General features: G+C 64.3%; 21 protein-coding genes and 2 riboswitches. Of the genes, 15 read left to right on the top strand and 6 right to left on the bottom strand.

All coding sequences use genetic code 11. The annotated features are described in order from the left end of the window. Genes M5G17_RS03120 through M5G17_RS03165 form a run of 10 tightly spaced genes read left to right on the top strand, consistent with a single transcriptional unit; the run spans position 1 to position 6,436 of the window. Positions 1–543 carry a pilus assembly protein gene (locus tag M5G17_RS03120; RefSeq protein WP_273891551.1) on the top strand — a complete coding sequence of 181 codons (543 nt, stop codon included), beginning with the start codon at positions 1–3 and terminating at the stop codon, positions 541–543. Next, positions 530–1,078, top strand: coding sequence for a type 4a pilus biogenesis protein PilO (locus M5G17_RS03125; protein WP_273891552.1), 549 nt, complete (start codon positions 530–532; stop codon positions 1,076–1,078). Before M5G17_RS03120 ends, M5G17_RS03125 begins: the two co-directional genes overlap by 14 nt. Further along, a complete protein-coding gene (locus M5G17_RS03130; protein ID WP_273891553.1) occupies positions 1,078–1,578 on the top strand; it encodes a hypothetical protein in 501 nt (166 codons plus the stop codon). Before M5G17_RS03125 ends, M5G17_RS03130 begins: the two co-directional genes overlap by 1 nt. Continuing rightward, positions 1,575–3,398, top strand: coding sequence for a secretin N-terminal domain-containing protein (locus M5G17_RS03135; RefSeq protein ID WP_273891554.1), 1,824 nt, complete (start codon positions 1,575–1,577; stop codon positions 3,396–3,398). Before M5G17_RS03130 ends, M5G17_RS03135 begins: the two co-directional genes overlap by 4 nt. A 3-nt stretch (positions 3,399–3,401) precedes the next feature. Then, the gene (locus M5G17_RS03140) at positions 3,402–3,878 is read left to right on the top strand and encodes a type II secretion system protein (protein ID WP_273891555.1); all 477 of its coding nucleotides are present in this window, start codon (positions 3,402–3,404) and stop codon (positions 3,876–3,878) included. Between the two features lie 5 nt (positions 3,879–3,883). Beyond that, complete coding sequence (locus M5G17_RS03145; RefSeq protein WP_130264550.1) at positions 3,884–4,258, top strand: type II secretion system protein; 375 nt, start codon at positions 3,884–3,886, stop codon at positions 4,256–4,258. Continuing rightward, a complete protein-coding gene (locus tag M5G17_RS03150; RefSeq protein WP_273891556.1) occupies positions 4,233–4,763 on the top strand; it encodes a type II secretion system protein in 531 nt (176 codons plus the stop codon). Before M5G17_RS03145 ends, M5G17_RS03150 begins: the two co-directional genes overlap by 26 nt. Further along, positions 4,760–5,152 carry a curli production assembly/transport protein CsgE gene (gene csgE / locus M5G17_RS03155; RefSeq protein WP_130264552.1) on the top strand — a complete coding sequence of 131 codons (393 nt, stop codon included), beginning with the start codon at positions 4,760–4,762 and terminating at the stop codon, positions 5,150–5,152. Before M5G17_RS03150 ends, csgE begins: the two co-directional genes overlap by 4 nt. Further along, positions 5,149–5,565, top strand: a complete 417-nt coding sequence (locus tag M5G17_RS03160; RefSeq protein WP_273891558.1) for a curli assembly protein CsgF — start codon at positions 5,149–5,151, stop codon at positions 5,563–5,565. The genes csgE and M5G17_RS03160 overlap by 4 nt, the downstream gene beginning before the upstream one ends. 28 nt (positions 5,566–5,593) lie before the next feature. Then, complete coding sequence (locus tag M5G17_RS03165) at positions 5,594–6,436, top strand: CsgG/HfaB family protein (protein WP_130264554.1); 843 nt, start codon at positions 5,594–5,596, stop codon at positions 6,434–6,436. A gap of 148 nt (positions 6,437–6,584) precedes the next feature. Here the strand turns inward: M5G17_RS03165 and M5G17_RS03170 are convergent, their stop codons facing one another. Genes M5G17_RS03170 through M5G17_RS03190 form a run of 5 tightly spaced genes read right to left on the bottom strand, consistent with a single transcriptional unit; the run spans position 6,585 to position 8,914 of the window. Beyond that, a complete protein-coding gene (locus tag M5G17_RS03170) occupies positions 6,585–6,830 on the bottom strand; it encodes a DUF1272 domain-containing protein (protein ID WP_273891559.1) in 246 nt (81 codons plus the stop codon). A 14-nt stretch (positions 6,831–6,844) separates the two neighbouring features. After that, a complete protein-coding gene (gene cobM, locus M5G17_RS03175) occupies positions 6,845–7,591 on the bottom strand; it encodes a precorrin-4 C(11)-methyltransferase (RefSeq protein ID WP_273891560.1) in 747 nt (248 codons plus the stop codon). Positions 7,592–7,621: 30 nt separating this feature from the next. Then, positions 7,622–8,020 carry a cobalamin biosynthesis protein gene (locus M5G17_RS03180; protein ID WP_273891561.1) on the bottom strand — a complete coding sequence of 133 codons (399 nt, stop codon included), beginning with the start codon at positions 8,018–8,020 and terminating at the stop codon, positions 7,622–7,624. 4 nt (positions 8,021–8,024) lie between these two features. After that, complete coding sequence (locus M5G17_RS03185; protein WP_273891562.1) at positions 8,025–8,717, bottom strand: CbtA family protein; 693 nt, start codon at positions 8,715–8,717, stop codon at positions 8,025–8,027. Between the two features lie 11 nt (positions 8,718–8,728). Next, on the bottom strand, positions 8,729–8,914 hold the full coding sequence (locus tag M5G17_RS03190) for a CbtB domain-containing protein (RefSeq protein WP_130264559.1): 186 nt from the start codon (positions 8,912–8,914) through the stop codon (positions 8,729–8,731). Positions 8,915–9,012: 98 nt separating this feature from the next. Continuing rightward, positions 9,013–9,240: riboswitch (cobalamin riboswitch) on the bottom strand. A gap of 59 nt (positions 9,241–9,299) precedes the next feature. After that, positions 9,300–9,498, top strand: a riboswitch (cobalamin riboswitch). Between the two features lie 96 nt (positions 9,499–9,594). On the opposite strand from M5G17_RS03190, the gene cobW reads away from it, so the two are divergent. The 4 genes from cobW to M5G17_RS03210 all read left to right on the top strand — a co-directional run bounded on the left by cobW (position 9,595) and on the right by M5G17_RS03210 (position 16,092). Beyond that, complete coding sequence (cobW, locus tag M5G17_RS03195; protein WP_273891570.1) at positions 9,595–10,662, top strand: cobalamin biosynthesis protein CobW; 1,068 nt, start codon at positions 9,595–9,597, stop codon at positions 10,660–10,662. Between the two features lie 3 nt (positions 10,663–10,665). After that, positions 10,666–14,424 carry a cobaltochelatase subunit CobN gene (cobN, locus tag M5G17_RS03200; RefSeq protein WP_273891564.1) on the top strand — a complete coding sequence of 1,253 codons (3,759 nt, stop codon included), beginning with the start codon at positions 10,666–10,668 and terminating at the stop codon, positions 14,422–14,424. A 1-nt stretch (position 14,425) separates the two neighbouring features. After that, on the top strand, positions 14,426–15,427 hold the full coding sequence (locus M5G17_RS03205; RefSeq protein ID WP_273891565.1) for a magnesium chelatase ATPase subunit I: 1,002 nt from the start codon (positions 14,426–14,428) through the stop codon (positions 15,425–15,427). A gap of 95 nt (positions 15,428–15,522) precedes the next feature. After that, on the top strand, positions 15,523–16,092 hold the full coding sequence (locus tag M5G17_RS03210) for a vWA domain-containing protein (protein WP_337993341.1): 570 nt from the start codon (positions 15,523–15,525) through the stop codon (positions 16,090–16,092). 112 nt (positions 16,093–16,204) lie between these two features. On the opposite strand, the gene M5G17_RS03215 is transcribed toward M5G17_RS03210, so the two are convergent. Next, positions 16,205–16,471, bottom strand: coding sequence for a hypothetical protein (locus tag M5G17_RS03215; RefSeq protein ID WP_038995105.1), 267 nt, complete (start codon positions 16,469–16,471; stop codon positions 16,205–16,207). Between the two features lie 323 nt (positions 16,472–16,794). Here M5G17_RS03215 and M5G17_RS03220 point away from each other — a divergent pair, with 323 nt between their 5' ends. Beyond that, on the top strand, positions 16,795–18,120 hold the full coding sequence (locus M5G17_RS03220) for a sigma-54 dependent transcriptional regulator (protein ID WP_273891568.1): 1,326 nt from the start codon (positions 16,795–16,797) through the stop codon (positions 18,118–18,120). Positions 18,121–18,316: the final 196 nt, after the last annotated feature.

Genomic DNA, 18,316 nt, shown 5'->3' on the forward strand with positions numbered 1-18,316 from the left:
ATGCGCCGCCTGATGCTGGACTTCCAGCCTACCCGCACCGAGCTGCCCGCCTGGGCGCTGCTGGCTGTCGGCCTGAGCCTGCTGCTCGGCGCCGGGCTGCTGCAGCATGGCCTCAATCAACAACAGGCCGCGCTTGAACAGCAGCTCGAACAGCTCGACCGGCAACTGGGCAAACGCCCGCAGGCCGAAGCCAGCCTCAATGCTGCGCAAAGCCGCGAGCAGGCCGAGAAACTGGCGCAGATGCGCAGCGTCTCGCAGCAACTGCAACGGCCCTGGGAGCGCCTGTTCGGCATGCTCGAGGGGCTGGAGCAGGACGACGTCGCCTTGCTCACCCTGACCCCCGACGCACGCAAGGGCCAACTGCGCATCAGCGCTGAAGCCCGCGATCTGGAAGCCATGCTGGCTTTCCACAAGCGCCTGGAGGCCAGTGACGAACTGCGCGATGTGTCGTTGCTCAACCACGAAATCATCGCCAAACAGGCCGAGCATCCGGTGCAGTTCAACCTGTCGGCCACCTGGGAGAACGGCAATGCGCGTCCCTAGCCTGATTGTTCATGAACGCGCCCGTAAGCTTGGCGTGGTCGGCCTGGCTGGTGCCGGGCTGCTGGCCCTGGCACTGCTGTATGGCGCTGTGGTGCTGCTGGGGCAATGGCAACAAGTGCAAGCCCTTGAGCAACAGCGCGACCAGGCCCGTGCGCAAGTCGTGCAATTGCAGCAGGGCACGCTGAAGCTGCCACAGGTGCCCCGGCACGAGCTGGAAGACTTTCACAGGCAGTTGCCGGCCCAGCCCCAGGCTACGGTGGCCATCGACCGCATCTACGCCCTGGCCAAGGCCGAGCAGATCACCCTGGCCCGCGGTGAGTACGCCCTGGGCATCGACCCCAAGACTCAGTTGGCGCGCTACCAGATCCTTCTGCCGGTGCGCGGCAGCTACCCGCAGATCCGCCGCTACGTGCATGCCTTGCTCGGCCAGTTGCCGGCACTGGTGCTCGAAGACATCGACCTGCAACGCAAGAAGATCGGCGACCGCGAACTGACCGGGCGCATCCGTATGACCCTTTATCTGTCGAGGTCATGATGAACACTCAACGCAGCCTGGCCTGGCTGGGATTTCTCGGCACCGCCGCAGTACTGGCCTGGGGGCCGGGGTACTTCTTCGACGACGCGGCTGAAGACGGCGAGGCGGCTGTGGCCGTCGCCAGCAAGGTGGCGGCAAGCGTGCCGGCGCCTGCGCAGCCGGACAGTAAAGCGGCGTCGCTCAAGCCCCGCGACCTGTTTCCGAGCAAGAGCTGGAAGCCTGCGGTGCAAGTGACCACGGTCACCGAGCAGCCGGTGGTCGTCGCCCCGGTGGCCCAGGTGCCCACCGCACCGGCGCTGCCATTCCAGTTCGTCGGCCGCCTGGATGATCGCGCCGATCAGCAGGTGTTCCTGCAAAGCGGCGAGAAACTTTACGTCGTACGCCGTGGCGACGTGATCGATGACACCTACCGGATCGAGCAGATCTCCGCCACGGAGCTGAGCCTGGTCTACCTGCCGTTGCACCTGTCCCAGACCTTGTCTGTAGGGAGCGCACCATGATTTCCACCAGGCTCTGCAACAAAGCGCCGTACCTGATGCTGGCCCTGTGTGTCGCCCTGGCCGGTTGCGGTACTTCCGGTGTGCGCAAGGACGCTCAGGCGCTGATCGGCGAAGGCCAGTACGAGGCCGGCATCGCCCAACTCGAAGAGGCGCTCAAGCAGCACCCGCGCGACACCGATCTGAATATCGCCCTGATCCAGGGCCGGCGCCAGGCGGTGGAAGCGCTGCTGACCCAGGCCGACAGCGACCGCAGCCGCCATGACTTCGGCGGTGCACGTAGCGGTTATGGCCGGGTGCTGACCCTGGAGCCGAACAATCGCCGGGCCCTGGACGCGGTGCGCCAGATCGAGCAGATGCGCAACCTCGGCGAGCGCATCGCCCTGGGCCAGGCCGCACTGCGCGCAGGCGATCTGTTCGGCGCCGAGCGACACATGCGCGAAGTGCTGCTGCTCGACCCGCAGAACGAAGGCGGCCTGGCGTTGCGCAAGGACATCGAACTGGTGCAAAGCCGCACCGCGCAGCCCAACCCGCAGTTGCGCACCAAGCTCGAACGCCCGGTGACCCTGGAGTTTCGCGACGCCAACCTTAAAACCATCTTCGAGGTGCTGTCGCAGGTGGCGGGGCTCAACTTCATCTTCGACAAGGACCTGCGCCCGGACATGAAAGCGACCATCTTCGTCCGTGATGTGCGCATCGAGGATGCCGTGGCCCTGCTGCTGGAGCAGAACCAGTTGCATCAGAAAGTGGTGAACGACAACACCCTTTTGATCTACCCGGACTCGCCGCAGAAGACCAAGGATTACCAGGAACTGGTGATGCGCACCTTCTACCTGACCAGTATCGACGCCAACACCGCGCTGAACATGGTCAAGACCATGCTCAAGACCCGCGATGTGTTCGTCGATGAGCGCCTCAACACCCTGACCATGCGCGACACACCCGATGCCGTGCGCATGGCCGAGAAGCTGTTGCAGTCCCAGGACCAGTCCAACCCGGAAGTGGTGCTGGAGGTGGAGGTGATGGAGGTGGCCCGTTCGCGGATCCTCGAACTCGGCCTGCAGTGGCCCAATACCTTTGGCATTCTCAATGCCGACGGCAACCCGGTCGGCACCCTTGACCAACTGCGCGGCATCAACTCCTCGCGCATCAGTATCGCCCCGGCGCCACAAGCCAAGATCAACGCCCAGGACAACGACATCAATACCCTGGCAAGCCCGGTGATCCGCGTCAGCAACCGCGAGCAGGCGCGCATTCACATCGGCCAGCGGGTGCCGATCATCAGCGCCACCTCGGTGCCCTCGACCCAGGGCCCGGTGATCACTGAAAGCGTCACCTACCTGGATGTCGGTCTCAAGCTCGAAGTGACCCCGGTGGTACACCTGAACAACGAAGTGGCGATCAAGGTGGCGCTGGAAGTCAGCAACGCCAAGCCGCTGGAGCCGACCCGTCAGGGCACCATTCCGGTTCAGGTCGACACCCGCAATGCCCAGACCAGCCTGCGCCTGCACGACGGCGAAACTCAGGTGCTGGCGGGCCTGGTGCGTAACGACCAGGGCGCCAGCGGCAACAAGATCCCCGGCCTTGGCGACATTCCCGGCCTGGGCCGGCTGTTCGGCAGCAACCGCAGCGACAACAGCCAGTCGGAGCTGGTGCTGTCGATCACCCCGCGGATCATCCGCAACCTGCCGTACCAGAGCCCGTCGGACATGGAGTTTGCCACCGGCACTGAAACCAGCATGCAGATCCGCAACCTCAACCGCAGTGTCGAGGTGCCAGACGACCAGGCGCTGGTGGCTGTGCCTGGCGCGGTGAGGCCCTGAATCATGAAACGGTCGATGGCAGGTTTCAGTCTGATCGAAGTGATGCTGACCCTGGCGCTGCTCGGCTTGCTGGCCTCGATTGCCGCGCCGCTGACCGAAACCCTGGTGCGGCGCAACAAGGAGCAGGAACTGCGCACCGCGCTGTACCAACTGCGTGATGCCATCGACGCTTACAAACGCGCCTTCGACGCCGGCTACATCGAAAAATCCCTCGATGCCAGCGGCTACCCGCCGAACCTGCAGGTGCTGGTCGATGGCGTGCGCGATGTGCGCAGTGCCAAGGGTGCCAAGTTCTACTTCTTGCGGCGCATTCCACAGGATCCGCTGGTGGCGGCGCGCAAGGACGACGAGCCAGGCGGCTGGGGCCTGCGCGCCTATGACAGTCCGGCGCAGAACCCGCGCGATGGCGAAGATGTTTTCGATGTGTACTCCCAGGCCCGTGGCAAGGGCCTCAACGGCATCGCCTACGGGCAGTGGTGAACAGCATGAAAGCTAGCCGGGGCTTCACCCTGATCGAGTTACTGGTGGTGATGGCGATCATCGCCACGCTGATGACCATCGCCATGCCACGTTACTTCAACAGCCTGGAGACTTCGCGCGAGGCCACCCTGCGCCAGAGCCTGGCGGTGATGCGCGAGGCCCTGGACCACTACTACGGCGATACCGGGCGCTACCCCGAATCGCTCGAACAACTGGTGGAGCAGCGTTACCTGCGCGGTGCGCCGCTGGACCCGATCACCGAACGCCGCGACCTGTGGCAGGTGGTAGCGCCGCCTGAAGGTGTCGCAGGTTCGGTTGCCGACATCAAGAGCGGCTCAACCGGGAGGGCCCGTGATGGCAGCCTTTATGCCGAGTGGTAAGGCCGGGCAGGCAGGTTTCACCTACCTGGGCGTGCTGCTGCTGATCACCGTCACCGGCATGGTCCTGGCGGCCACCGGCACGCTGTGGTCGAGCGTCGCCCAGCGCGAGCGTGAACGTGAACTGCTATGGGTCGGCGCGCAGTACGCCCAGGCCTTGCGCAGCTACTTTCGTAACTCGCCCGGCCTTGCCCAGTACCCGCAGAGCCTGGAAGAACTGCTCGAAGACAACCGTTACCCCGACCCCAAGCGCCACCTGCGCCGGCTGTACCCGGACCCGATGACCCACAGCGACGACTGGGGCCTGCTGCGTTCGATCGATGGGCGTATCACCGGCGTCTACAGCCGCTCCGAAGCGATGCCGCGCAAGCGCAGCGGTTTTGCCGCGCAGTGGGCTGAGTTCGAGGGCCTGGAGCACTACAGCGACTGGCAGTTCGTTGCCGAAAAAGCCTTCGCCGAAACCGCAGCGGGTGCGCGCAAGGGCCTGGCCCAGGGAGCCGGGCAATGAACCGCCTCAGTGCCTGCGCCCTGGCCCTGGTGCTGCTGGCCGGCACTGCCCGGGGCGGCGCCGAGGACGAGATGATGGGTTTTATCGTCGACAACACCATCTCGCACATCGGCCATGACTTCTATTACAGCTTTGCCGAGCGGCTGCGTGCCACCAGCCGCCTGGATTTCAACCTGGTGGTACGCGAACGACCCGACCCGCGCTGGGGCAGCCTGGTGACGGTCGAGTATGAGCAACGGGTGATGTACCGGCGCTTTCTGCCACCCAACACCACCGAACTCAAGGACGCCGCCTACGAGGCTGCGGACCTGGTCAAGGCGCAGATCATCCAGCGCAAGCTGCAGATGCTGCTGCAGGACACCACTGATCTGGAGAGGGACGAGCTATGAACAATAACAAAACCCGCCGCCTGGCCTTCGCGCTGCTAGCCGCCCTGGGCAGCCAGGCCGGCGCCACGGAGCTGGTCTACACCCCGGTCAACCCGGCGTTCGGCGGCAACCCGTTGAACGGTACCTGGTTGCTCAACAACGCCCAGGCGCAGAACGATCATGACGACCCGGCGATCAAGGACCGCGCTTCGGCCTTCGCCAGCACCTCGGCGCTGGAGCGCTTCACCAGCCAGCTGGAATCGCGCCTGTTGTCGCAACTGCTCACCAACATCAACAACGGCAATACCGGCAGCTTGCAGACCGACGCCTTCATCATCAATGTCATCGACGACTCGGGGGCCTTGAGTATTCAGATCACCGACCGGGTCACCGGTGAGATTTCGGAAATCCAGGTCAACGGCCTGGCCCCTTGACGGGGCGGGACAACGGGGAGAAACAGCCATGAAACGATTTCTGAGCACACTGCTGATCCTGGCCGCCTTGCAAGGCTGCAGCCTGCGCGAACCGATGTCGGCCGAACAGGACAGCGAAAGCCCGACCCTGACGCCACGCGCCTCGACCTACTACGACCTGCTCAACATGCCGCGGCCCAAGGGCCGGCTGATGGCGGTGGTGTACGGCTTTCGCGACCAGACCGGGCAATACAAGCCGACCCCGGCCAGCTCGTTTTCCACCAGCGTCACCCAGGGTGCGGCAAGCATGCTGATGGATGCCCTGCAGGCCAGCGGCTGGTTCGTGGTACTCGAACGCGAGGGGCTGCAGAACCTGCTGACCGAACGCAAGATCATCCGCGCCTCGCAGAAAAAGCCCGACACCCCGGTGAACATCCTCGGCGAACTGCCACCACTGCAGGCGGCCAACCTGATGCTTGAAGGCGGCATCATTGCCTACGACACCAACGTGCGCAGTGGCGGCGAGGGCGCGCGTTACCTGGGCATCGACCTGTCACGCGAGTACCGGGTCGACCAGGTCTCGGTCAACCTGCGGGCGGTGGACGTGCGCAGCGGCCAGGTCCTGGCCAACGTCATGACCAGCAAGACCATCTACTCGGTCGGGCGCAGCGCCGGGGTGTTCAAGTTCATCGAATTCAAGAAACTGCTGGAAGCCGAGGTTGGCTACACCACCAACGAGCCGGCGCAATTGTGCGTGCTATCGGCGATCGAGGCGGCGGTGGGGCACCTGCTGGCGCAGGGCATCGAGCGGCGCTTGTGGCAGGTGGCGGGGGATGACAGTGGCGACAAGGCAACCCTGGACAAATACCTGAGCCAGTACCAGACCCCATGAGCTCTAGCCTTGCACCGCGGCGCTCGATCTCAAGAGCGCAACTACCCTTTCGACATACACGGCTGTACTGGCCTCATCGCCGGCAACGCCGGCTCCCACAAGGGGTCTGTATACACCAGACGATCAAAGGCTACTTAAGGCCTTCCTCTCAGTGGCTCGGGCAGCCGTGCTCCTTGACAATCCGCTGGGTCGAGGCCGGGTTGTTGACCAGCTTGGCCGCCGAGCGCGCCGGGCGCTTGACCAGCTCTCCGCCGCAATTGGGGCACTTGCCCTTGAGCTGACGCTCGTTGCAGTCCTTGCAAAACGTGCATTCGAACGAGCAGATCAGGGCATCCTGGCTGTCGCCGGGCAGGTCGCCGCCGCAGCATTCACAGTAGGGGCGCAATTCGAGCATGATCAGGTCCTTTGTCAGGGACGATAGAGATGGGCATGGCTGGCACGATACAGCGCCGACTCGGAAAAACTGTCGCTGGCCAGTACCCGACCGACCAGGATCAATGCAGTACGGCGAAAACCCTTGGCCTGCACCTGCCGGACAATACCATCAAGCGTATCCAGTACCCAGTCCTGATCCGGCCAGGTAGCGCGGTGGACCACCGCAATCGGGCAATCACCGCCGTAGTGCGGGCGCAGTTCCTCGACGATCTTCTCCAGGTGCTTGACCCCCAGGTGAATCGCCAGGGTGCTGCGGTGACGGGCCAGGTCGGCCAGTTGCTCACCGGCGGGCATGGGTGACTTGTCGCCGTAGCGGGTGAGGATCACGGTCTGGGCGATGTCTGGCAAGGTCAGTTCGCAGCCAAGCAGGGCAGCGCTGGCGGCCACGGCGGTGACGCCCGGGATGATCTCGTAGGGAATACCCAGCTCGCGCAGATAGCGGATCTGTTCGCCGATGGCGCCGTACAGGCTCGGGTCGCCGCTGTGTACCCGGGCTACATCCTGGCCCCGCTCGTGCGCTTGCTTGATCGCCTCGATGATCTGCGCCAGATGCAGTTCGGCACTGTTGATGAGCGTCTGGGCGCTGTGCCCTTCGAGCACGGCAGCAGGTACCAGAGAGCCGGCATAGATGATCACCGGGCAACGATGGATCAGGCGCTGGCCCTTGACGGTGATCAGCTCGGGATCGCCGGGGCCGGCGCCGATGAAATAGACGGTCATGGGGAGTCCTTGGCTGGAAAGCGCTGATTATCAGCGAAAATCGCTGCTGCAGGCCAATGCCAGGCTGGCGTCGGCCTGCAAGGTCCGCGGTACCAGCAGGCGTGGGTGGCCAGCAAACTGCGCGGCCAGGGCCAGGGCGGCGCTTTCGGCCACGCCATAACAGCCGCTGTGCTGGTAGGCCACGGCAGAACGATGGCTCAGGTGTTGTTCAAATACAGCTAATTGCGCCGCGCTGTAGAACAGCAGCGGCACGCCCAGGCGCCGGGCCAGCGCGTGCAGGCCGGGTTCGTCGTGCTTGAGGTCAATGCTGGCAAGGCCCATGACCGCGCCAGGCGGCAGGTCATGGGCGAGCAGGGTGCGTGTGAGCAACTCACCCAAGGCGTCGGCCGGGCAGCCGCGACGGCAACCCAGGCCAAGGTACAACTGCATCCCGTCAGGCCTGGCTGGAGCGGCGATACAGCCAGGCGCTGATCAGGCCCAGGGCCAGCCAGTACGCGGCGTTGGTCAGCAGGGACGCGACCTTGAACTCGGCTTCCAGGGCTTCTGGGGCGAGCATCTGGTGGACCTCAGGCTGCGGCGCGCCAATCACATGGGGTACGACCAGCAGCACCACGCCCAGGGCTTTAAGCAGCCAGTTGTGGGCGAACACGATCAATCCAAGGCCGGCAGCCGTGGCGGCAGCAGTACCGACCCACCAGGCCTGACGCTGGGCCAGGTCGGCGGCAGCGGTGCCCGGCAGCTCCGGTGGCAGGCCCAGGGTCGGCGCCAGGCAGAACACGGCAAAACCGCCCAGGCCCCACAGCGCACCGCTGATCACGCTCTTGGGCGCACGCAGGGTGTAGAGCGCGGCGAGGATCAGGGCGAAACCGACCGCTACCACCAGGTTACCGCCGGTGGTCGACAGCACCCGCTGCCAGCCGTCTTCCGGCGACCAGGCTTCGCTGTCGTGATGATGCTCGGCGGTGCCGGCGGCATGTTCATGGGCCGCCTCGACCGCAGGCGCGGCGCTTTCATAGGTTTCCGCCTGGAGAATCAGCGGCGCGACCCAGAAGCTTTGCAGCAGGGTCAGCAGCAGGGCGGCCAGCAGGCCGGTAAAGCCTGCGGTACTGGCAATACGCTTGATCATCGGGGCAGCACTCAGTGGCAAGGGAAGGCGGCGCTATGACGGGTATCGTGGGCGGCGTTGTGCACCGCTTCGATGTGCGAGAAACCGGCAAAGTACACCAGGCACAGGCCCAGCAGCGAAGCGCCGACAGCAACCAGCAGGCGCTGGCTGAGGCTTGAAGGGGTAACGGCTGAATGACTGGCGGTACTGGTACGCATGGCGCTTTCCTCTTGGTGTTGTCGGCAACAGGCAAGCGCAGCGAGCCCCTGCGCAAGATTCGCCCAGGGGTTGCAACAGCGCCCGCCCACCGCGGGTTTGTTCGGTCAAGCGTCGGGCCGGTCTCCGGGCTGGTGAGGGCGGGCAGGTGGCCACACCACAGGCGTCACCTTCCCATGCCAGACAGCGGGCACAGTGGTTCTGACGCTTTTCTCACTTACCGTTGCGGGGGCAGCACCGGACTTGTCGTACACCTAATAACGAAGCGTATGACGCACCGGTTTCCCAGTTTCACCCTCAAAGGGCACCCAAACGAATGGCCTTAGCAAATCACGGGCGCGGACAGGCGTCAATCGTGACAGCAGTTGACCGCTCACTGGGCACTGCGTAGCCTAGCCGCTTCGAGGTTCTTCGGCGTTGGCCGAAGCTAAGACGGGAACGCGGTTCAAGCCGCGGCTGCCCCCGCAACTGTAAGCATTCAAGCGTTCGACACAGCCACTGCAAGCCTTGCGGGAAGGCGTCGTGCGACTGGCCCAGGCGCCGGTGCAATGCAAGCCAGGAGACCTGCCTCGAACAGTTTCCGACATTCAACCGGGCGGGGTGATCCGGTGGCGAACAGGCCAGGTGCATGACACCTTTGGCGCTCGTCCCGCATGCCCGCCATCCTGCCAAGGGCATCGACATGAAAACACTGGCCAAACTCCCCGTCACCATCGTCACCGGCTTTCTCGGCTCGGGCAAGACCACGCTGCTGCGGCATATGCTCGACAACGCCCAGGGGCGGCGCATCGCGGTGATTGTCAACGAGTTCGGCGAACTGGGCATCGACGGCGAAATCCTTAAACAGTGCAGCATCGGCTGCACCGAAGAAGAGGCCAGCGGCCGCGTCTATGAGCTGGCCAATGGCTGCTTGTGCTGCACCGTGCAGGAAGAGTTCTTCCCGGTGATGCGCGAACTGGTGGCCCGTCGCGGCGACCTGGACCATATCCTCATCGAGACCAGCGGCCTGGCCCTGCCCAAGCCACTGGTGCAAGCCTTCCAGTGGCCAGAGATTCGCAACGCCTGCACCGTTGACGCGGTGATCACCGTGGTCGACAGCCCAGCCGTTGCCGCAGGCACCTTTGCCGCCTACCCGGATCAGGTTGACGCTCAGCGCAAGCTCGACCCTAACCTGGACCACGAATCGCCGCTGCATGAGCTGTTCGCCGATCAGTTGGCCAGCGCCGACCTGGTGATCCTGAACAAGGCCGACCTGATCGCTGCTGACGACCTGGCCAAGGTCCGCGCCGAAGTCGAGGAAGAGCTGCCGCCGGCGGTCAAGGTGATCGAAGCCAGCAGCGGCCGTCTGCCGCTGGACGTGCTGCTGGGCTTGGGCGCCGAGTCCGAGGCGCATATCGATGGCCGCCGTACCCACCACGATTCGCACCACGACGGTAACGATCACGACGACCATGACCACGACGCTTTCGACTCGATCTCAATCGAACTGCCGCAAGCCGACGAAAGCCTGTTGCTCGATGCCCTGACCCAACTGGTGGTGCAGCACGGCATCCTGCGGGTCAAAGGCTTCGCCGCCATCCCGGGCAAGCCGATGCGCTTGCTGATCCAGGGCGTGGGCACCCGTTTTGACAAGCACTTCGACCGCGCCTGGCGCAGCGACGAGCCGCGCACCACGCGCCTGGTGCTGATCGGCCAGGAACTGGATGCGGTGCAACTGGAAGCGAGCCTGCGCGCCGCCCTGGGCGCTTGACCCATGCACCTGCTGCGGACCCAGCCCGGTGGCTTTGTACCGGACGACAGCATTGCCGACCTCGGCCAGACCCCGGCCGAGCTGGTAATCCTCTGCAGCGGTGACTCGCACCTGGCACTGCTGGCCGAAACCGCCCAGCAGTTGCCCGCAGATTTCCCCAGCCTGCGTCTGGCCAACCCGATGCAGGTACAGAACCATGCCTCGGTCGACCTTTACGTCGACGAGGTCTTGCGCCATGCCAAGGTCATCCTGGTGTCGCTGCACGGTGGCGTCGGCTACTGGCGCTACGGTGTGGAGCAATTGCTGGAACTGGCGGCCCGTGGTGTACAGCTGATTCTGGTGCCGGGCGATGACCGTCCGGACCCGGAGCTGACCCGCCTGAGCACGGTGCCTTCCGAACAGGCCGAACGGCTCTGGCACTTTCTGCGCCAGGGCGGCAAGGCCAATGCCCTGAACCTGTTCAACTGCCTGGCCAGTCAGTACCTGGCGTGCGACTACCCCTGGCGCGAGCCGCAGCAACTGCCGCGTACCGCGGTGTATCACCCGCGCAAGGCCGCTGCGGCGCTGGAGGACTGGTTCGGCGAATGGCAGGTCGAGCAGCCGGTGGTGCCGATCCTGTTCTACCGCTCGCACTTGCAGGCGGCCAACACCGCGTTTATCGATACCTTCTGCGAGCGTTTGCAACTGGCCGGGCTCAATCCCTTGCCGATTGCCGTGGCCAGCCTCAAGGAAGCCGGTTGCCTGCAACAGGTAGAAGACTGGCTGGACCAGGTCGATACCGCGTTGATCATCAACACCACAGGCTTTGCCCAGTCCAGCCCCGAGCAGCCGCACCTGCGCCCGTTCCGACGCGATATCCCGGTGCTGCAGGCGATCTGCGCCCAGGACAACGAACCGGCCTGGCAGGCCAGCGAGCAGGGCCTTGGCGCTCGCGATCTGGCCATGCACATTGCCTTGCCGGAGCTGGACGGGCGCATCATTACCCGGCCGGTCAGTTTCAAGGACCTGGCCTGGCGCAGCGAGCGCAGCCAGTCCGACGTGGTCTGCTACCGGGCGCAGCCCGAACGCATGGACTTTGTCGCCGAACTGGCGCGGCGCTGGTGTGACCTTGCGCGCGTGCCCAATGGGCAGAAGCGCGTGGCGCTGATCCTGGCCAACTACCCGACCCGCGATGGCCGCATTGGCAACGGTGTCGGTCTTGATACCCCGGCGGCGGCGTTGAACATCCTGCGTGCCTTGCAGGCACAGGGTTATCCGCTGGCGCCTTTGCCCGACAGCGGTACGGCGTTGATTCAGGCCTTGCTCGGTGGGGTCAGCAACGACCTCGACAGCCTCGACTTGCGCCCGTGCATGCAGAGCATGGCCCTGGACGATTACCAGGCAGCCTTTGCCGCCTTGCCCGAAGCCAACCAGATCGCCGTGCGCGAACGCTGGGGCGAGCCGAGCCAGGACCCGATGTTTCGCAGCGGTCGCATGATGATTGCCGGCCTGCGCTATGGCCTGACCTTTGTCGGCATCCAGCCGGCGCGGGGCTATCAGCTGGACCAGAGCGCGGTCTATCACGACCCCGACCTGGTACCGCCGCACGGTTACCTGGCGTTCTACTTCTGGCTGCGCCACGGCTTTGCCGCCGATGCGCTGATCCACGTTGGCAAGCACGGCAACCTGGAATGGCTGCCGGGCAAGGGCGTCGGCCTGTCTGCCAGTTGCTGGCCGGATGCCTTGCTCGGCCCGCTGCCGAACATCTATCCGTTTATCGTCAATGATCCGGGCGAGGGCGCCCAGGCCAAGCGCCGTACCCAGGCGGTGATCATCGACCACCTGATGCCGCCGCTGACCCGCGCCGAAACCTACGGGCCGTTGCGCCATCTGGAGTTGCTGGCTGACGAGTACTACGAAGCGCAGCTGCTCGACCCGCGCCGGGCCCGGGAACTGCAGCGCGATATCCTCGCACTGGTGCGCGACAATCATATTGACCGCGAGCTGCAGATCGAAGGCACGCTGGACGATGCCGCCATCTGGCTGCCACGCCTGGACACCTACCTGTGCGACCTCAAGGAATCGCAGATCCGCGATGGCCTGCATGTGTTTGGCGAGTCGCCGGCCGGGCGCCTGCGCATCGACACCCTGCTGGCCCTGTTGCGGGTTGAGCGCGGCGATGGGCGCGGGGCCAACGGCAGTTTGTTGCGGGCCTTGGCCAGGGCGCTGAACCTGGGCTTCGACCCGCTCGATTGCGACCTTGGCCAGCCCTGGCAGGGCCCACGGCCTTCGCTGTTGGTTAGCTCGGATGAGGCATGGCGCACGGCGGGCGATACCCGCGAGCGCCTGGAGTTGTATGCCGGCCAGTTGATCGAACAGACACTCAACGGCGCCGTGCAGCTTGCAGAAGGCCCCGAATGGGCGCAGGTACGGAGCATTCTCGAGGCGCTGGAGCAGCAGGTGGCACCGCAACTGGACGGCTGCGGCCCGGCAGAAATGCACGGCCTGCTCGCCGCCCTCGACGGCCGCTTCGTGCCTGCCGGCCCCAGTGGTGCGCCGAGTCGCGGGCGGCTGGACGTGCTGCCGACCGGACGCAACTTCTATACCGTCGATGTGCGCAACCTGCCGACCACCACCGCCTGGCGCATTGGTTTCGCCTCGGCCAATCTGATCCTCGAGCGGCACTTGCAGGACCACGGCGACCATCTGCGCCAACTGGGCCTGTCAGTGTGGGGCACGGCCACCATGCGTACCGGCGGTGACGACATCGCTCAGGCCATGGCCTTGCTCGGCGTGCGGCCAGTGTGGGCCAGTGGTAGCCAGCGGGTCGACGATTTCGAGATCTTGCCCTTGAGCCTGCTGGACCGGCCACGGGTGGATGTCACCTTGCGGGTCTCGGGGTTCTTCCGCGATGCCTTCGGCAACCTGATCAAGCTGTTCGATGCTGCGGTGCAAGCGGTGGCGGCGCTGGATGAGCCAGATGACCTCAACCCCCTGGCGGCCAAGGTGCGCAGTGAGCGCGCTGAACTGCTGGGCCAGGGCCTGGACGCCGAACAGGCGGGCAGGCAGGCCGGCTGGCGGGTGTTCGGGGCCAAGCCGGGTGCCTATGGCGCTGGCGTGCAAAATGCCATTGACGGGCGCCTGTGGCAGGACCGCAAGGACCTGGCCGAGGTCTACCTGAATCACGGCGGCTATGCCTACGGCGCTGGCGATGACGGCACGCCGGCGCGGGCCCACTTTGCCCGGCGCCTGAGCCAGGTGCAGGCAGTGCTGCAGAATCAGGACAACCACGAGCACGACCTGCTCGACTCCAATGACTATTACCAGTTCCAGGGCGGCATGCTCGCCGCCGTGGAAAGCCTGGGCGGCAACAGCGTTGCTAGCTACCACGGCGATCACAGCCAGCCTGACCGGCCGCGTATTCGCACCCTCAAAGAAGAACTCAACCGGGTGATCCGTGCCCGTGCGCTAAACCCCAAATGGATCGACGGGGCCAAGCGGCACGGCTATAAAGGTGCGTTCGAACTGGCGGCCACCGTTGACAACCTGTTTGCCTTCGACGCCACCACCCACTTGATCGACGACCACCATTACCAGTCGCTGGCCGATGCCTATGTGCTCGACGGGCCGACGCGCGAGTTTATCCGCCAGCACAACCCCGATGCCTTGCGCGACATCACCGAGCGCCTGCTCGAAGCCCAGCAGCGCGGGCTGTGGCAGGAACCGGGCGACTACCGTGAAGCGCTGGAAGAACAGTTGCTGGACGGCGAAGAAGAGAATTGACATGAGCGAAGCTGCACACTTTCCCCTGGCTGCCGTAGTGGGCGCCGATGAGCTGAAACTGGCCTTGTGCCTGACCGCCATCGACCCGAAAATTGGCGGGGTGCTGATCGAGGGCCCGCGCGGCATGGCCAAGAGCACCCTGGCGCGCGGCCTGGCCGATTTGCTCGGCGAAGGTCCGTTCGTGACCTTGCCCCTGGGCGCCAGTGAAGAGCGCTTGGTTGGCACTCTGGACCTGGATGCTGCGCTGGGCCAGGGCAAGGCGCAGTTTTCCCCCGGGGTGCTGGCCAAGGCCGACGGCGGCGTGCTGTATGTCGATGAAGTCAATCTGTTGGCGGACCACCTGGTCGACTTGCTGCTGGATGTCGCCGCCAGCGGCACCAACCGGGTCGAACGCGACGGAATCTCGCACCGGCACAGCGCGCGTTTCGTGCTGATTGGCACCATGAACCCGGAAGAGGGCGAGTTGCGCCCGCAGTTGCTCGACCGCTTCGGCCTCAATGTGGTCCTTGAAGGCCAGCCGTTGCCGCAAGCCCGTGGCCAGATCATTCGTCGACGCCTGGATTTCGACACTGACCCCGAGGCGTTCTGTGGCCAATGGGCAGCAGCCCAGGCCGCTTTGCGCGAGCGCTGTCATAGCGCACGTGAGCGGCTGCAACAGATTGCCCTGGACGACCAGGCGCTGGAGCAGATCACCGAGCGCTGTTTCGCCGCTGGGGTCGATGGCCTGCGCGCCGACCTGGTCTGGTTGCGGGCGGCCCGGGCCCACGCGGCCTGGCGCGGGGCTGTGGCGATCGACGCCGAGGATATCGATGCCGTGGCCGAATTCGCCTTGCGCCATCGTCGCCGCGAAGCCCCCGCGCCACAGCCGCAAGCGCCCGACAACGGCGCTGCGGCGCAGCCCTCGGCCGGTGAGCAGGGCCAGGGCCAATGGGGCGAACTGGCGCCACAGGCAACCCCAACTGGCGCCCGGCGCGAGGTGCCGAACTGGGCAAAAAAGCCCTGAGCATCCGTCGTCACTCAACGGCGGATGCCAAGCCCCGCCCAGGTCCTCTTGCCGTAGGCCCGCGTGGCCGGACAAAAGCGGCCAGCCAAGGTGCGGTGGCCTGGCCGCTGACGTTGCTCAAGGGGCGCCCGCGCACCCGCAGCGACCTTTGCTGGCAGCAGCGCACGGCCAGTAGCCCTGAGTTGTGGCTGGTGATTGTTGATGCTTCGGCTTCGACCCGTCGGCATCAGGCCTTGAGCCGGGCCAAAGGCATGCTTGCCGAATTTTTTGACCAGGCATACCGCAACCGCGCCCGGCTGACCCTGCTCACCGCCAGCGGCACTGCGCCGCGCTGGCAACGCCACGGGCTCAAGGCGTCGGCCAGTTTGCAGCCGTGGTTGCAGGAGCTTGGAGCGGGGGGCGGCACGCCATTGCTGGCAGCGCTGGAACAAGCGCGGCAGTGGTTGCAGGAGCGCCAGCGGCGCTACCCGACGCAACTGCAACGTTGCCTGATCGTCACCGACGGGCGGCTTAAAACCTGGGACGCGTTGCAGCCGCTGCCGTGCCAGACGCTGTTGGTCGACATCGAAAGTTCGCCCGTCAGGCTGGGCAGAGCACTGTTACTTGCGCAGCAGTTGCACGCCGATTACCGGCATGTTGAGACACTGGCGGAAATCACCAGGTAACTTTTGGACATTAAAAATGTGCTGCGGCAAAGTGTCGCAGCTTGCACGGCGGGTGTTTAAAAAGTTGCCAAAGGCGCACGTTCGAAGTGCGCCTTTGCATTCACTTACTTGCTTACTTTGGCATTGACCAAGGCTGCAGCGCATAACCTTTTTCGCTCAACTCGGCGCGCACTTCTTCAATTAAATGAGCCAGTTGCGCAGGGTCGGAGTAGGTGCTGCTGGGTACTTGCTTGGCGCCAATGCGGGTGCTGGTCCGGTCGATGACTGCCAGGCTCAGTTCACCCGTACCGTTGGGTACATCCCAGGCGACACACTGGAAAGGTTCGAAGGCGTGGTCGGCAATCAGCAGTGCTTCGTTGACACGGAGCGGGGCATTCATGGGTTCGGTCTCTCTGTGGGCCCAAACAATCGAATAAAACCGTGCGGCGATCGCGCAGCGGTGAGTTACTTGTACTGATGCACGCAGCACCAGGGTGAGTCACATCTCTATTGAAAATTATTTAACCCTGCTTGCGCAACGCGACTAAGTGTCGCCGCCTCAGACGTTGAAAACGCAGAAAAATTCCCAGCCCTTAGGCAACTAACGATACTTTGCAGACAGACGGTAGTGGGCGATTGACGCATCGTTGCTACTGTTAAAACGGGCCTGCCAACACACTGTTTCTACTTAAAATTCCAACTATTGGCGCCAAGGAATAGGTCATGCTAGAGCCTGCATCCAACCGCCGCCTGCTGATCGTCGACCCCTGCGATGACTGCCATCGTTTGTTACCAGGTTTGCGCACTGTCGGTTGGGACGTGCACAGCTGTACCTTGACCTCAGCCCTTGAGCATCCCTGTGATGTCGGCCTGCTGCGTTTACAGGCCACGCACCTGCAGCACCCGGATGCGGTCAAAGACCTGATCAGCCGCAGCAACACCGAATGGATCGCGGTCTTGAGCCCTGAGGAACTGCGGGCACAGAATGTTGGCGACTTTGTCTGTGAATGGTTTTTTGACTTTCATACCTTGCCGTTCGACGTCTCGCGGGTCCAGGTGACCTTGGGGCGCGCGTTTGGCATGGCGCGCCTGCGGGGCAAGGGCAATGTGCATGTCGACGAGACCGAACATGAATTGCTCGGTGACAGCCGGCCGGTGCGTGAGCTGCGCAAGCTGCTGAGCAAGCTGGCGCCCACCGAGTCACCGGTGCTGATCCGGGGTGAAAGCGGCACCGGCAAGGAGTTGGTGGCGCGTACCCTGCATCGCCAGTCCCAGCGCCGCGACAAGCCTTTTGTGCCGATCAATTGCGGGGCGATCCCCGAACACCTGATCCAGTCCGAGTTGTTCGGCCACGAGAAGGGTGCTTTTACCGGCGCCCATCAGCGCAAGATCGGTCGAATTGAAGCCGCCCACGGCGGCACCCTGTTTCTCGACGAAATTGGCGACCTGCCATTGGAGCTGCAAGCCAACCTGCTGCGTTTTTTACAGGAGAAGCACATCGAGCGAGTCGGCGGCAGCCAGCCGATTGCTGTGGATGTGCGGGTCTTGGCGGCAACCCACGTCGACCTCGAAAAAGCCATCAATAACGGCCGCTTTCGTGAGGACTTGTATTACCGTTTGAACGTTCTGCAAGTGGTCACGGCGCCACTGCGCGACCGCCATGGCGACCTGTCGATGCTGGCCAGCCATTTTTCCCATTTCTACAGCCTGGAAACCGGGCGCCGCCCGCGCAGTTTCAGTGAAGATGCCCTGGTCGCCATGGGCAAGCACGACTGGCCCGGCAATGTCCGCGAACTGGCCAACCGCGTGCGGCGCGGCCTGGTGCTGGCAGAAGGTCGGCAGATCGAGCCTCAGGACCTCGGGCTGCTCAGCCAGGAGGCTTGCGCACCGAGCATCGGCACCCTCGAAGATTACAAACACCGCGCCGAACGCCAGGCACTGTGTGATGTGCTCAATCGCCACAGCGACAACCTGAGCATTGCCGCCAAGGTTCTGGGCGTGTCCCGGCCGACCTTCTACCGCCTGCTGCACAAGCATCAGATTCGCTAGCTGGGTAGGAGCGGGCTTGACCCGCGATAGCAATCTGTCAGTCCTATCTTATCGCGGCTTAGGTATCTACACATCTCTAATCCTGATCTATGAAGATGGCTCAGGGGTGGTCTGCGCATGCGTGCTTATCCAGTTGATGTGGCGAGGCTGCCGGCCCCTTCCGCCCTTACGGCGGCTTGGTGTTTTTTTTTCGGAG

Source organism: Pseudomonas rubra (assembly GCF_028656935.1).
Lineage (GTDB): Bacteria > Pseudomonadota > Gammaproteobacteria > Pseudomonadales > Pseudomonadaceae > Aquipseudomonas > Aquipseudomonas rubra.